The sequence below is a fragment of the Nonomuraea solani genome (genome assembly GCF_900108335.1).
Taxonomy (GTDB): Bacteria; Actinomycetota; Actinomycetes; order Streptosporangiales; family Streptosporangiaceae; genus Nonomuraea; species Nonomuraea solani.
In genome coordinates, this window is record NZ_FNVT01000018.1 from 214,169 (window position 1) to 226,949 (window position 12,781).

General features: G+C 70.3%; 15 protein-coding genes. 8 read left to right on the top strand and 7 right to left on the bottom strand.

Going from position 1 to position 12,781, the window contains the following annotated elements; all coding sequences use genetic code 11:
- Window positions 1-160 precede the first annotated feature (160 nt).
- A complete protein-coding gene (locus C4V41_RS44815; protein WP_200824658.1) occupies window positions 161-2,047 on the top strand; it encodes a hypothetical protein in 1,887 nt (628 codons plus the stop codon).
- A gap of 52 nt (window positions 2,048-2,099) precedes the next feature.
- Here the strand turns inward: C4V41_RS44815 and C4V41_RS44820 are convergent, their stop codons facing one another.
- Both C4V41_RS44820 and C4V41_RS44825 read right to left on the bottom strand, forming a co-directional pair.
- Complete coding sequence (locus C4V41_RS44820; RefSeq protein WP_103962135.1) at window positions 2,100-2,660, bottom strand: cysteine hydrolase; 561 nt, start codon at window positions 2,658-2,660, stop codon at window positions 2,100-2,102.
- Window positions 2,657-3,178: a GNAT family N-acetyltransferase gene (locus C4V41_RS44825; protein ID WP_103962136.1), complete on the bottom strand. Its 522-nt coding sequence runs from the start codon at window positions 3,176-3,178 to the stop codon at window positions 2,657-2,659. Before C4V41_RS44825 ends, C4V41_RS44820 begins: the two co-directional genes overlap by 4 nt.
- Window positions 3,179-3,242: 64 nt before the next feature.
- Between C4V41_RS44825 and C4V41_RS44830 the strand changes: the two genes are divergently transcribed.
- Window positions 3,243-3,602: a hypothetical protein gene (locus C4V41_RS44830; RefSeq protein WP_103962137.1), complete on the top strand. Its 360-nt coding sequence runs from the start codon at window positions 3,243-3,245 to the stop codon at window positions 3,600-3,602.
- 128 nt (window positions 3,603-3,730) lie between these two features.
- On the opposite strand, the gene C4V41_RS44835 is transcribed toward C4V41_RS44830, so the two are convergent.
- Window positions 3,731-4,309, bottom strand: coding sequence for a dihydrofolate reductase family protein (locus C4V41_RS44835; protein ID WP_103962138.1), 579 nt, complete (start codon window positions 4,307-4,309; stop codon window positions 3,731-3,733).
- 100 nt (window positions 4,310-4,409) lie between these two features.
- Here C4V41_RS44835 and C4V41_RS44840 point away from each other — a divergent pair, with 100 nt between their 5' ends.
- A complete protein-coding gene (locus C4V41_RS44840; protein ID WP_103962139.1) occupies window positions 4,410-5,156 on the top strand; it encodes a class I SAM-dependent methyltransferase in 747 nt (248 codons plus the stop codon).
- Window positions 5,157-5,160: 4 nt separating this feature from the next.
- Here C4V41_RS44840 and C4V41_RS44845 read toward each other — a convergent pair whose 3' ends face one another.
- Window positions 5,161-5,589: an Lrp/AsnC family transcriptional regulator gene (locus tag C4V41_RS44845; protein WP_200824663.1), complete on the bottom strand. Its 429-nt coding sequence runs from the start codon at window positions 5,587-5,589 to the stop codon at window positions 5,161-5,163.
- Window positions 5,590-5,666: 77 nt separating this feature from the next.
- Here C4V41_RS44845 and C4V41_RS44850 point away from each other — a divergent pair, with 77 nt between their 5' ends.
- From C4V41_RS44850 to C4V41_RS44865, 4 genes are all read left to right on the top strand, one after another.
- Window positions 5,667-6,500 carry a tryptophan 2,3-dioxygenase gene (locus tag C4V41_RS44850; RefSeq protein ID WP_103962141.1) on the top strand — a complete coding sequence of 278 codons (834 nt, stop codon included), beginning with the start codon at window positions 5,667-5,669 and terminating at the stop codon, window positions 6,498-6,500.
- Between the two features lie 14 nt (window positions 6,501-6,514).
- Window positions 6,515-7,735, top strand: coding sequence for a kynureninase (gene kynU / locus C4V41_RS44855; RefSeq protein ID WP_103962142.1), 1,221 nt, complete (start codon window positions 6,515-6,517; stop codon window positions 7,733-7,735).
- Between the two features lie 63 nt (window positions 7,736-7,798).
- Window positions 7,799-8,593 carry an alpha/beta fold hydrolase gene (locus C4V41_RS44860; RefSeq protein ID WP_327537508.1) on the top strand — a complete coding sequence of 265 codons (795 nt, stop codon included), beginning with the start codon at window positions 7,799-7,801 and terminating at the stop codon, window positions 8,591-8,593.
- A gap of 4 nt (window positions 8,594-8,597) precedes the next feature.
- A complete protein-coding gene (locus C4V41_RS44865; RefSeq protein WP_103962143.1) occupies window positions 8,598-9,389 on the top strand; it encodes a MerR family transcriptional regulator in 792 nt (263 codons plus the stop codon).
- On the opposite strand, the gene C4V41_RS44870 is transcribed toward C4V41_RS44865, so the two are convergent.
- A complete protein-coding gene (locus tag C4V41_RS44870; protein WP_103962144.1) occupies window positions 9,379-10,122 on the bottom strand; it encodes an SDR family oxidoreductase in 744 nt (247 codons plus the stop codon). The two genes, C4V41_RS44865 and C4V41_RS44870, sit on opposite strands and share 11 nt — an antisense overlap.
- 84 nt (window positions 10,123-10,206) lie before the next feature.
- On the opposite strand from C4V41_RS44870, the gene C4V41_RS44875 reads away from it, so the two are divergent.
- Window positions 10,207-10,680 carry an RrF2 family transcriptional regulator gene (locus C4V41_RS44875; protein ID WP_103962145.1) on the top strand — a complete coding sequence of 158 codons (474 nt, stop codon included), beginning with the start codon at window positions 10,207-10,209 and terminating at the stop codon, window positions 10,678-10,680.
- 215 nt (window positions 10,681-10,895) lie between these two features.
- Here the strand turns inward: C4V41_RS44875 and C4V41_RS44885 are convergent, their stop codons facing one another.
- Both C4V41_RS44885 and C4V41_RS44890 read right to left on the bottom strand, forming a co-directional pair.
- The gene (locus C4V41_RS44885) at window positions 10,896-11,996 is read right to left on the bottom strand and encodes an LLM class flavin-dependent oxidoreductase (RefSeq protein ID WP_103962146.1); all 1,101 of its coding nucleotides are present in this window, start codon (window positions 11,994-11,996) and stop codon (window positions 10,896-10,898) included.
- 85 nt (window positions 11,997-12,081) lie between these two features.
- A complete protein-coding gene (locus tag C4V41_RS44890) occupies window positions 12,082-12,774 on the bottom strand; it encodes a GNAT family N-acetyltransferase (RefSeq protein ID WP_103962147.1) in 693 nt (230 codons plus the stop codon).
- Between the last annotated feature and the right edge of the window lie 7 nt (window positions 12,775-12,781).

Consider the following 12,781-nt stretch of genomic DNA (forward strand, 5'->3'; position numbering starts at 1 on the left):
CAGTGATTACTTCTTGACCCCCCCGCGCGACGGGTCGCACAATGGCCGACTAATACGCATTACCAACCGTGACGGGTGATGCGCACCGTGCCGGAGCGTGCTCCTCCTGGCCGTGCTGCCGCTTCCCGCTGTTCCGGATGTTTAGTGTGAAAGGCTGACCATGCTCCCCCGCCGTACCCTCCTGCGCGCCGCCGCCCTGCTCCCCGCGGCCACGCCCCTGCTCGTGCCCGGCACCGCCTCCGCCACCACCCGTTCGCTCACGGCCGCCCTCCCCGACCTGCCGCCGCCGCCCGCCGTGAACCGCACGTTGTTCGCCCCGCAGGAGCAGCGCTTCGCGCCGTACCTGGCCACCCTGGCGCCCATGGTCAACGACATGGACGACACCGGTTTCTTCGCCGGTGGCTGGTGGCGCAAGCCGGCAGCGCCGTACAACGCCCGTGTGCAGGAACACGTCTTCACGCTGGCCTGGTTCCACGCCAACGCCCGCCCGTGGAACCCGTACACCGGGAGCGCGAACCTGCTGGCCGCGCTCGACGCGGCGCTCGGCCACTACCTGTCGCTCCAGCACGCCGACGGCTCCTGGCCCGAGTACAGCCGCAACGAGCACGGCCTGGCACCCACCGGATTCGGCATCGGCTACCTCGCCAAGACCCTGCAGATCCTGCGCGCGACCGGGGCACTGCCCACCCGGCAGTCCCAGGTCAGCGCCGCCCTGCGGACGGCCGTGACGTGGTTCCTCAACCCCGCCAACCGCACGGTCTGGCAGGAGCCGCTCAGCTACGCCAACCAGACCGCCTCCGGCCTGGCCGGGGCCTCGCTCGCGCTCAGGCTCGACCCCGATCCCGCGCTCGCCAAAAGCCTGACCGAGGCGTTCGCCAGGATCTCCGCGACCGGTGTGAGCTCCGCCGGCTTCTTCCACGAGGAGGGCGGCCACGACATGAACTACAACTTCGAGGTCATGCTGCCGGAGCTGGCCGACGCCCACTACTACAACCCGAACTCGCACCTGGTGGACATGGCCCACAGGTTCACCGGTTTCCTGTCGTACAACCTGCTGCGCGAGCCGGACGGCTCCGGCTACCTGGTCAACGTCGCGCCCTCCACCCGCACCAGCACCCGCTGGTACGACGAGGTCAGGCCCGACCCCGACCGGACCGCGCTCAACTGGACGTTCATCCGCCAGGTGCCGCTGCTGGGGGCGTTCATGACCGCCCGCGAGGACCTGACCGAGGCCCGCGCCGCCTGGACCGCGTCCACCGAGCCGGTGACGGCGCTCGCCAAACAGGACACCTCGCCGCGTATCCTCACCCACGGCCTGCACGGCGAGCGCTTCCCCGACAGGCAGTCGCGGGCCGCCGCCATCTCCAGCCTGCCCTACCTGCGCTCGCGCGACTTCGTCGAACTGCGCAGGGACAGGGGCCAGGACTTCCTGTACGTCCGCAAGCCCAGCCTGTACGTGGGCGGCTACTTCGGCGACCGCGCCTCCCGGAGCCGTACCGGCCTCACCTTCGTCTGGCATCCCGCGGCCGGCACGATCATCTGCGGGCTCAACGACAACAACCACGCCTGCTGGTCCACCGTCTTCCCCGGCCAGGTCCCCGACTCCAACGGCCCCCTTCAGGCCACCTACTTCCGCGGCGCCCCCGGCGGCAACGAGTGGACCGGCGGCCAGGCCCCCGAAGCCTTCGGCATCCGGTACGGCAACGCGAACGTCACCACGGACGTCCTGATCACCCAGCAGGCGATCCGGCGTACCGTCAAGGCGAACGCCGCCGCCATCGAGCAGATCCCCCTCATCCTCCAGCCCGGCGACGTCCTCACCTTCACCGACGGCACCCGGGCCACGTTCGGCGGCACGACCACGGCCACCGCCGACGGCTTCGACGTGCGCCGGGGCCGCGTCACGATCCGCTTGCGCTGGGGCACTCCCCTGCAGGCGACGGTCGCGGCCGGCAGCGTGCAGTATTTCCGCGACGGCTCCCGCCGCTTCCACGCCCTCCGCATCCCGCACCAGGGCACGTTCGACCTCACGGTCATCATGGGCTGACACGCCCGACGAGCTCCGCCGGCCGTCCAGCACGGCCGGCGGAGTGTGCTGGTCACAGGCGGGCGATCCACTCCCGGCTCGTGAGGACCTCAGCGCCCCTGGCCGGGAAGACACGGTTGATCAGGAAGTCGTGCACGTCCGGTTCCCCGTCGGCGCAGGCGTCGCTGAGCACGGTCAGGCGGTAGTCGCGGTCGAAGGCGTCGTAGAGCGTGGCGGCCACCATCGCCGCGGTCGCGACACCGGTCAGCACGAGCGAGTCGACGCGCTGCGCGCCCAGGATCCGATCGAGGTCGGTGCCCGCGAACGCGCTGGCGCGGCGCTTGAGCACGACGGCCTCGCCCGGCAGCGGCGCGATGCGCGAGTGCACGAGCGTCTCGGGGGAATCTTCGTGGAACAGCGTCCCCGCCCCGTGCAAGGTGCTGATCAACTGGTTTCCCGCCGCCACGTCAAGGGCCGAGGCCCGGAGCCCGAAACGAATGAAGATCACGGGAATTCCGGCGGCACGGGCCGCGGGAATGACCTTCTCCATGACGGGAATCACGCCGGCCGCGAAGGGATAATTATCGACGATGCCCGCCTGCAGGTCGCCGACGATGAGCGCGGTGGTGGTCATAGGTTTTCCTTGTCTGTACGCGAGCCATCTCGTTGCGCGTTCATCGTGATGGACGCCCACCATTCCCCGGCGACCTGGGTGGCTTCCGGCTCGACGCGCCCATGACGGAATCCGAGCCGTTCGTAGAGACGCGTCGCCCCGGTGTTCCGTACGTAGACGCCGAGGCTGACCTCGTCAATGGCCGGGTCGGCAAAGGCCGTTTCGAGGGCGGCCTCCAGCATGGCCCGTCCATATCCGTGCCCTCGTGCCGCAGGCGACACCACAACCATGCCGAGTCGCACCGAGCGGCCGGACGGCTCGGATCGCAGCATGAAATGACCCACCGGTACTCCGTCGCCGTCGATGGCGAGATGGGCACGACGGCTGGGATCGGAGGCGTAGAAGGCGACAAGCCGGCCAGGTTCGAAAGGCCAGGTGAACCCGGAGTTCCCCGACCACATGACCAATGCTTCGGCACTGTCGATCCACGAGACCACCTTGGGGGCATCGGCCGGCTCGAACGCACGCAACTCGATCATCCGGCCATACCTACCGGAGTTCTTCGCACTTGGTCAACCGATATGCCGCTGGGATGATGCCGAGGTGACGCGCTTTGAGCCGTACGTGGAGGAACTGCTCGACTTTCTGCTGAAGCGGCTGGACGAGGCGGGGTTCGAGCGCCTCCTCGTCCATGAGCCCCGGCGAATGTACGCCCCCTACATCTTCTCGGGCGGCGGCCGCGTGGAGCAGCGAGGACTGATGTTCACGGGGTGCCGCACGTGCTCGCGCATTCCCGAAGGAGGCTTCAACGTCGAAGCATGGCCGTGCGCGCATGTCCTGCGCCTGACGCTGCGGTTCGCCGACGACCCCGGCCATCACCCGGGATGGCGGCCGGAGAACGCGCTTTTCGCCTCGGGGAGGCTCATTCACCCGGATGATGCCGAGGATAAGTTTCGATCTTGAGACCTTCGTCTTCCTGGCGGGCATTCCCCTGATGATCGCGGCCGGGGCCATCATGGCTGCTGGAGATCTCCGGCCGGTATGCGGAACGGCCGCCGCTACCCGACCGGGCGCCTCCTCCTCGCCCGAACTCAGACGTGCAGGGTGGGCCGGTAGACGAGCTCCTGGGTGCGGCCGTCGAGCGTACGGCTCTCGATCAGTTCGAGGTCGAAGTCGGCGCCACCCCGGAAGATCGGGTCCATCCCGGTCCGACCGGTGATCACCGGGAAGAGCGTCACCTGGACCCGGTCGACCAGGCCGGCGGCCATCAGCGCCCGGTTCAGCGACAGGCTGCCGTGCGAACGCAACGGCACATCGGACTCCTCCTTGAGCCGGGCGACGACGTCGACGGCGTCGCCGCTCACGACGGTCGCGTCCGGCCAGTCGAGGGGCGCTTCGAGGGTGCTCGACACCACCGTCGCCGGCAGGTTCCGCATCCGGGTGACCCACGGGTCACGGACGTCGGACTCCTCGGTGCTCTCGGCCAGCATCCCCGCGAACGCCCGATACGTGCTAGCCCCGAAGACCATCCGCTGCTCCTGATCGTACAGGGCGAGCCGGTGGCCGAGCAGTTCGGGGCCCTGCTTGCCCCAGTAGCCGGTCCAGTCGCCACCGGCGGCGCCGAAGCCGTCGAGGCTGGTGAAGACGTCGAAGGTGTAGGTAGCGGTCATGGTGTCCTCCTCGGGTGTACCGATACAGACCGCGATCCTCGACGAAACTCATCGCCGTGGGCAAGATCGATGAAAACAGCGGAGTCGAGAGGCAGCGTCCATGTCCAGCGCGCAGTTGTACGACACCATCGGAGCCACCTACACCGTGACGCGGCGCACCGAACCGCGCATCGCCGCGCAGATCTGGGCCGCGCTCGGCAACGCCCGGACCGTGCTGAACGTCGGGGCGGGCACCGGCTCCTACGAGCCCTCCGACCGATACGTCCTCGCGGTGGAACCGTCGGCGCTCATGCGCTCGCAGCGCCCCCCGGACGCGGCGCCGTGCCTGGTGGGATCCGCGGAGAGCCTGCCGTTCGACGACCGGTCCTTCGACGCCGCGATGGCCATCGCCTCCGTTCATCACTGGCCGGACCCGATCGCCGGGCTGCGGGAGATGCGGCGGGTGGCTCGCCGCGTGGTGGTGTTCACGCACGACACCGATGACGCCGGTTGGCTTCATCGGTTCTGGCTGACGCGCGACTACCTGCCCGAGGTCGCGGGCCTCCTCGCCGGCCGGCCGTCGCTGACCGAGCTGGCCGGCGCGATCGGCGCCCGGACGGAACCGGTGCCCATCCCGTGGGACTGCGCCGACGGCTTCTTCGAGGCCCACTGGCGCCGGCCCGAGGCGTACCTGGACGAGGACGTCCGTCGCGGGGTGTCGGTCTGGGCCAGGGTCGGGGCGGACGCCGAGCGGCGCGCCGTGAGCGGCCTCCGTGACGACCTCGCCTCCGGCCGGTGGGCCGAACGCAACCGGGATCTCGCCGATCTCGACGCGGCAGAGCTCGGCCTCCGCCTGCTGATCACCTGAACCCCTACGGCACGGCGGTGACGGGCAGGTTCTGTACGGGAGTCGAGAAGATCATCGTGCTGGACGGTTTGCCGTACACGGCGAGCCGGTCGATGAGCACCTCGAAGGCGGCCATGGACGGCACCGCCACCTTGAGGATGCTGCACACGTCGCCGGTGACCCGATGGATCTCCCTGATCTCCGGCCAGCCCTGCACCTCCGGGTCGCGCAGCACACAGCTGGGCCCATAGCAGGTGAGCTGCACGAACGCCGACACCCCCCACCCCGCCCGCCCCAGGTCGACCGCCGCGTGATAGCCCGTGATCACGCCGGTCTCCTCCAACCGGCGCACCCGCTCGGCCACCGCGGGCGGCGACAGGTGGACCCGCCGGGAGAGCTCGTTGAACGAGAGCCTGGCGTTGTCCTGCAACTCGCGCAGCAGCGCCCAGTCCATGGTGTCCACCAGGGCTTCCTTTCCTTCATAAAGTGATATGCGGGAGATGGGTAATGATCGCCACATCATATTCGGGCATGGCCGTTGATCTGGCATTCCTTCGGCCGGTCATGCCGTACCACCATGTCCTGGTGGACGTCAGAGAATCACCTTTCACCATCGACTTCGACACCCAGGTCCCCTACGACACCTACGTACGGACCGACACCCTGCACGACCTGCAACACCCCCTCAGCGAGGACCCCGGCGAAATGTCCTTCCTGATGATCACCCAGGTCATGGAGCTCTACTTCAAGCTCATCGCCTTCGAGCTGCGCGGCGCCAGGGAGCGGCTCCGCGCCGACGACGTGTGGGGCGCGGTGGGCACGCTGCGCCGTACGGCACTCCACCTGGAAGGGCTGAACGCGAGCTGGCGCGGGCTGCGCTGGATGACGCCGGCGGAGTTCAACCGGTTCCGCACGCGGCTGGGCGAGGCGAGCGGGCTGCAGTCGGCGATGTACCGGCGGGTGGAGTTTCTGCTCGGGTTGAAGAACCCGGCACTGATCCGGCCGTTCAAGCGCAAGGCCGGAACGTACGGCGAGCTGGCCGCGGCGCTGGACGAACCGAGCGTCTGGGACGAGGCCGGCGCGCTGCTCGGCCGCCGGGGGCACGACGTCTGCGATCCGGCGGCGGTCGAGCGCGCCTGGGTGGCGATCTACGCCTCGGAAGACCGGGAGACGCGGCTGCTGGGCGACGCGCTCAGCGAGGTGGCCGAACAGTTCGGCGAGTGGCGCTACCAGCACGTGGCCGCGGTCCGCCGGGCGATGGGCCACAAACCGGGCAGCGGCGGTTCGAGCGGCCTGGCCTGGCTGGAACGCAGCATGGCCCAGGTCGTCTTCCCCGAGCTGTGGTCGGCACGCACGCACATGTGAAGGGAGCGCCCCTCGTGAAGACCTCGCAGGACGACGCCAGACGCAGGGACCGGGAGGACCCCGGGCACCGCGACCTCTTCCTGATCCCGCCGGCCGAGGGCGGCGCCTACCCGGAGACCGCCTACCTGGCCGGCAACTCACTCGGGCTGCAGCCCAGGGCCACTCGCGACGAACTGCTGGCCGACCTCGACGGCTGGGCGCGCCTCGGCGTCGAGGGCCACCTGGACGCCGACCGGCCCTGGCTGCCCTATCACGCGCTGCTCACCGAACCGGCCGCCCGGCTCGTGGGCGCGCTCCCCCAGGAGACCGTGGTGATGAACTCGCTCACGGTCAACCTGCACCTGCTCATGGTCTCCTTCTACCGGCCGGGCGGCGGCCGCACCCGCATCCTGATCGAAGAGCACGCGTTCCCCTCCGACAGCTACGCCGTACGCAGCCAGGCCCGATTCCACGGCCTCGACCCGGACGAAACGGTGATCAGGACGGCCGACCCCTTGGCCGACATCGAGCGGCACGGCGACCGGATCGCGCTGGTGCTGCTCGGCGGGGTCAACTACCTCACCGGCGAACTGCTGGACATCCCCGCCATCACCGCGGCCGGGCACGCGGCGGGCGCGACCGTGGGGTGGGATTTAGCGCACGCCGCCGGAAATATCCCCCTTCGCCTGCACGAATGGGGCCCGGACTTCGCCGCCTGGTGCTCCTACAAGTACCTCAACTCCGGGCCTGGCGCCCTCGGCGGCGTGTTCGTCCACGAGCGCCACCTGGACACCGACCGGCCGCGGTTCGAGGGCTGGTGGAGCACCGAGGCGACCACCCGTTTCCTGATGCGCCCCGTCGCCACTCCCCCCGGCACGGCGGAGGCGTGGCAGATCTCCAATCCGCCGATCTTCGCCATGGGCCCGGTCCGTACGTCGCTGGAACTCTTCGACCAGATCGGCATGGAACGGCTGCGCGCCCGCAGCATCCGGTTGACCGGCTACCTGGAATCCCTGCTGGACGAGGCGGGCACCGGTCACATCTCCCCGCGCGATCCGGAAAGGCGCGGCTGCCAGCTCTCGGTCCGGGTCACCGGCGGCGCGGGCGACCTGGCCAGGCGGTTGCGCGTCGAGCACGGTGTGATCGCGGACGCGCGCGAGCCCGACATCCTGCGGCTGACGCCGGTTCCGCTTTATTCGACGTATCACGACTGCTGGCGTGCCGCTCAAGCACTGGCGACCGCCTTTACATTGTAGATCACGTTCGCATTCGAACCAAGGGGTTGACCTTGACCTTGGGTCAGGGCGCAGGCTGGATGCGTGACCAACTCCGCCTGGACCGGCATGGTTCCGGTCGACGACACCGCGCTGGCCGTGACCGACACCGGCGGGCCCGGTCGTTGCGTGGTCTACCTCAATGGCCAGTTCGCCACTCAGACGTACTGGCGACGCGTCATCGCCGAGCTCGGCGATGAGTTCCGGCACATCACGTACGACATGCGGGCCCGCGGCCGGTCGAGGCGTTCGGCGGACTATTCGTTCGAGGCGAACGTCCGTGACGTCGGCGCCGTGCTCGCGGCGAGAGGCGTGGACCGGCCGCTGCTGGTCGGCTGGTCCTACGGCGCGCCGGTCGCGCTGCACTGGGCCGGCCGGAACCCGGGCCGCGTCCTGGGGGTGGTGTCCGTGGACGGCGCCTACCCGTGGGGGTGGACCGCCACCGTCACCCCGGAGCGGATCAGGGTGCTGTTCCGCCGGTGGGGCTGGCTGTTTCCGGTGCTGCGCCCGCTGCACTTGTGCGCGAAGATGTCCGTCGAGGAGCATGCCCGGAGCAACATCGAGCTCGTCGAGATCTGCGGGGCCCTCGGCCCGGTCCTGGACGCTGTGACCTACCCGGTCCGGTACGTCGTCGCCACGGGCGCCAACCTCGGAGGCAGCCGGGAGGAGATGGAAGAGATGCGCGCCACCCTCGGCCCGGTGCTCGCCCGCAACCCGAACATCAAGGTGAGCGCGACGGTCGCCGGCAACCACGGCAACATGCTGCGCAAGGACTTCCGTGCCGTCGCGGACGCGGTTCGCGAGCTGGCCGGCACCGCGCGCGACCAGGAGGTCGGCTGAGCGGATGACGGGCGGAGTCACGATCGGGCAGGCGGCGGCCTTCGCCGGCGTCACGGTGAAGACCGTGCGGCACTACCACAAGCGGGGGCTGATCGACGAGCCACGGCGCGACAAATCCGGCTACCGGCGCTACGGATCGGCCGACCTGCTGCGGCTGGTCCAGATCAGGACGCTGGCCGCCGCCGGTGTGCCGCTGGCCGAGATCGGGGCGATGGTCGACGCCGATCCCGGCCGGTTCGCCACCGCGCTCGTGGACGTCGAACGGCGTCTCAATGATCGGATCGACGACCTGATCGCGCGGCGTGACATGCTGCGCCGGCTCGCCGGCGGCGACCGGGCCCTGCTGCCCGACCGCGTTCTCACGAAACTGGACGAGGCCGCCGCCGAGTTCGGCTTCACCCAGGACGACGTGACGATGGCCCGCGAGGGCCTGGTGCTGATGAGGGCCCTGGTGCCGGAGGGTTTCGACGACTACCTCTCCCGGGTCGAGCGCGCCCTCGGCGACCCCCGGTACGTCTCCTTGATCAAGCGCCTGTGGAGTGCCGCCGAGTGGGACCCGGACGACCCCCGGATCGGCGAACTCGCCACGGCCCTGGCCGACCACTATCTCGCCCATCCCGACCTGCTGCCCATCCCGGCCGCGCTGATGGACCGCGCCGACGGCGCCGTCCGCTACAGCCTGCTCAGCCACCACGGAGAAGAGCGGAAGCCAGCCTGGGCCCGGCTGAACGCGCTGGTCGAGGCGAGATGGCGGGCGGCCGGCATCGACATCCCGGCCCGGACCCCTAGCGACTGAGCAGCCACTCCTCGAACGTCGTCGGCGCGATGCGGGCGCCCTCCCCCGGCAACAGCACGTCGCCCGCCATCGACGGCCCGAACACCCCCGACGACCACGTCGGCACCAGCTTCACCTCCCGCCCCCGCGCCTGGAGACTGCGGCGCGCCATGTCCACGAGGTCCTGCGGATCGGGCCCGGCGACGTCGGCGTAGCGGCCCTGCGGCTCGCCCGCCGCGATCTCGGCGAGGATCTCGGCGACGTCGGCCGGCGCGATCGGCTGGACGAGCAGCGGCGCGATGGCCGCCACCCCGTCCCGCTCGGTCCAGCCCGCCACCATCTCCGCGAAGTCGTGGAACTGCGTGGCCGGCACGATCGTCCACGGCACCGGCCCGGCGGCGAGCAGGCGTTCCTGCTCGCGCTTGCCGGCATAGTGGGCGTTGCCCTCGACGCGGCTCAGCCCCACGATCGACAGCAGCACATGGTGGCGCACGCCCGCCCGCTGCCCGGCGGCCAGCAGGTTGCGCATGGCGCCGCCGAAGTAGGCCACCGTCTCCTCCGGATCGCTCGCCGGGCCGTTGGTGACGTCGACGACCGTCTCGACGCCGGTCAGGGCCTCCTCCAGCCCCTCCCCCGTCGTCAGGTCCACGCCGAGCGAGCGGCTGATGGACACGACGTCGTGCCCCTCCTTCTGGAGCACGGCCACGGTGAGCGAGCCGATGTTGCCGGTCGCCCCGGCGACTGCGATCCGCATGGTGAATCTCCTTCATGACGTTCGTTGTGCGGCGACCCTATCTCGGACTAAATAGATCTGCAATGTCTGCGATATGGTGATGGCGTGAAGCTGCCCGGGAGTACCGAATGGTTGTTGCACTGCGCCACGACGCTGGCCCAGCTCGAACCGGGAGCCACCGCGTCGGCGGCGCAGTTGGCGGACTATTACCACCTGCCGGCTCCCTACCTGGCCAAACAACTGCAGGCGCTGGTCAGGGCCGGGGTGCTGGCCGCGACGACGGGGCCGCGCGGCGGGTTCCGGCTCGCCAGGGCGGCTTCGGAGATCACGCTGCTGCGGATCGTCGAGGCGGTGGACGGGGCCGCTTCGCCGTACGAGTGCCGCGAGATCCGTCAGCAGGGCAAGGGCGCGCTGCCGCCGGAGGACTGCCGGCGGATCTGCGTCCTGGCGGAGAAGATGGCCGACGCGCATACCGCGTGGCGGCGCAGCCTCGAAGGCGTCTCGCTGGCCGATATTCTCGGCGAACTGCCCGAAGGTGCCCCGGCCCGCACCCGGTCGCGCCTCATGAGCACGCGCTGACGTTCAGGCGGCTCCCATGATCGGCATCTCAAGGACCGCGCCGCCGGACCGGATGCCGAGTTCGACGGCACGCGGCGGGAACGGCGCGACGGCGAGGGGATAACGCAGGGCGCGGCCGCGCCGTTCCGCGAGGTGGGCATGCGCGCCGAGGAGCTAGGCACGTGCCGGATCGTCCAGGACGTGCCCGGTCACGGCGCGACCCGGCTCAGCACCGGTCAGGGCGCGACCCGGCTCAGCGCCGCCCGCCTGTCCCGTTCGGCGACCCCCGCGCGGACCAGCGGGATCACATGCCGCCCGAAGTCGATGGCGTCGTCGAGGATGGCGTAGCCCCGGGCCGAGAGGATCTCGACGCCCAGGTCGTAATAGTCCAGCAGCGCCTCGGCGACGGTCTCGGGGGTGCCGACCAGCGCCGTCGAGTTGCCCCCTCCCCCGGTGGCGGCGGCGGTCGGCGTCCACAAGGCCCGGTCGTGCAGCTCGCCCTTGGCCGCGACCGCGAGCAGCCGCTGCGAGCCGGCGTTCTGCGGCGGGCCGGACAACCGGTGCCGGTTCTGCTTCACCCGGTGCAGGTCGCCGAGGATGCGCCGCGCCTTGTCCCAGGCCAGGTCCTCGGTCGGGGCGATGATCGGCCGGAACGCCACCTGGAATCGGGGCACGTCGGCGCGCCCCGCCCGCGCCGCCGCCTCCTTGACCGAGGCGATCTGCTGCGCCGTCTCGGCCAGTGGCTCCCCCCACAGGCAGTAGATGTCGGCCTCCGCGCCGCCCGCCGCGTAGGCGGCCTCCGACGAGCCGCCGAAGGACACCCCCGGTCGCGGCCGCTGCGCCGGGAACACGTCCGAGACGAAATCCTTGAACGCGTAGTGCTCGCCCTCGTGGTCGAACGGCTCTCTCGACGTCCAGCCCTTCTTGACGATCTGGATGTACTCCCTGGTCCTGGAGTAGCGCTCGTCCTTGGTCAGCAGGTCGCCCTCCCTGCCCTGCTCGTGGTCGCTGCCGCCGGTGATGAAGTGCACCGTGAGCCGCCCGTCGCTGATCTGGTCGAGGGTGGCGAAGGTCTTGAGCGCGTACGTGGGATAGGAGACGTTCGGCCGGTGCGCCAGCAGGATCTGCAGGTCCTCGACCCTGGACGCCACGTAGGCGGCCAGTTGCGCCGGGTCCGGCGAGCCCGAGCCGTAGGCGAACAGCACCCGATCCCAGCCGTACTCCTGGTGGGCGCGCGCGAGCCGCAGCGTGTACTGCTTGTCGAAGGAGGGGCCGGAGCGCGGAGAGATCTCCGAGCCGTCATTGGACCCGCCGATCCCGAGGAACTCCACAGGCATGTGCCGAGGCCTTTCTGATGTCGGTCAGCGATCTCAGCTCAACACGCCCGCCCTAAAACCGTCAAGACCTACTTGTTTAGTAGGTTTAGTGGGGTGTGCGGAATCCCCGGAAGGTCACGCGCTTGCGGGTCTCGAAGCCGAGCCGCTCGTAGAGGGCGATCGCGCCGGTGTTCGCCTCGGCGACGTGCATGAACGGACGCTCGCCGCGCGCCACGATCCGCTCGGCGAGCGCACCGACCAGGCGAGCGGCGTGTCCGCGCCCGCGCGCCTCGGGGGCGGTGCAGACGGCGCTGATCTCCGCCCACCCCGGTGGCCGGAGCCGCTCCCCCGCCATCGCGACCAGCGCGCCCTTGTCGCGGATGCCGAGATAGGTGCCGAGCCGGTGCGTACGCGGCCAGAACGGCCCCGGCCGGGTCCGCGCGACGAGGTCGAGCATTTCGGGCACGCTGTCCGCGCCCAGTTCGACCACATCGGCGATGGTTCCGGCAGGCGGGTGACCGGACCAGACCAGTTGGCGGCCGTCGAGGACGAAGACCGGCTCCCAGTCCGGCGGCGGTGTCGCTGTGTTGCTGAACATGTCGGCGAACTCACCGCGGCCGAGCAGCCGGGCGAGGTCGGCCCACTCCTCCGGATCCGGATCGGCCGACACCGAGGAGAAGGTCGCGACCTCCGGCTGGTAGGTGGCCGCCCTGCCGAGCCGGCGCGCGAGGTGCGCGTGGTGACCACGGAGCGATTCGCCCACCGGGTCGTCGAGTACGGTGGCGTCGCGGTTCACCATGGTGTCG

Coding starts and splice junctions, on each gene's coding strand:
- C4V41_RS44825 (WP_103962136.1), bottom strand. CDS start 3,178: ATGATCGAGTTGCGTGCGTTCGAGCCGGCCGATGCCCCCAAGGTGGTC.
- C4V41_RS44850 (WP_103962141.1), top strand. CDS start 5,667: ATGGCCGTTGATCTGGCATTCCTTCGGCCGGTCATGCCGTACCACCAT.
- C4V41_RS44870 (WP_103962144.1), bottom strand. CDS start 10,122: ATGCGGATCGCAGTCGCCGGGGCGACCGGCAACATCGGCTCGCTCACC.
- C4V41_RS44820 (WP_103962135.1), bottom strand. CDS start 2,660: ATGACCACCACCGCGCTCATCGTCGGCGACCTGCAGGCGGGCATCGTC.
- C4V41_RS44865 (WP_103962143.1), top strand. CDS start 8,598: ATGACGGGCGGAGTCACGATCGGGCAGGCGGCGGCCTTCGCCGGCGTC.
- C4V41_RS44890 (WP_103962147.1), bottom strand. CDS start 12,774: ATGGTGAACCGCGACGCCACCGTACTCGACGACCCGGTGGGCGAATCG.
- C4V41_RS44885 (WP_103962146.1), bottom strand. CDS start 11,996: ATGCCTGTGGAGTTCCTCGGGATCGGCGGGTCCAATGACGGCTCGGAG.
- C4V41_RS44815 (WP_200824658.1), top strand. CDS start 161: ATGCTCCCCCGCCGTACCCTCCTGCGCGCCGCCGCCCTGCTCCCCGCG.
- C4V41_RS44840 (WP_103962139.1), top strand. CDS start 4,410: ATGTCCAGCGCGCAGTTGTACGACACCATCGGAGCCACCTACACCGTG.
- C4V41_RS44845 (WP_200824663.1), bottom strand. CDS start 5,589: ATGGACTGGGCGCTGCTGCGCGAGTTGCAGGACAACGCCAGGCTCTCG.
- C4V41_RS44835 (WP_103962138.1), bottom strand. CDS start 4,309: ATGACCGCTACCTACACCTTCGACGTCTTCACCAGCCTCGACGGCTTC.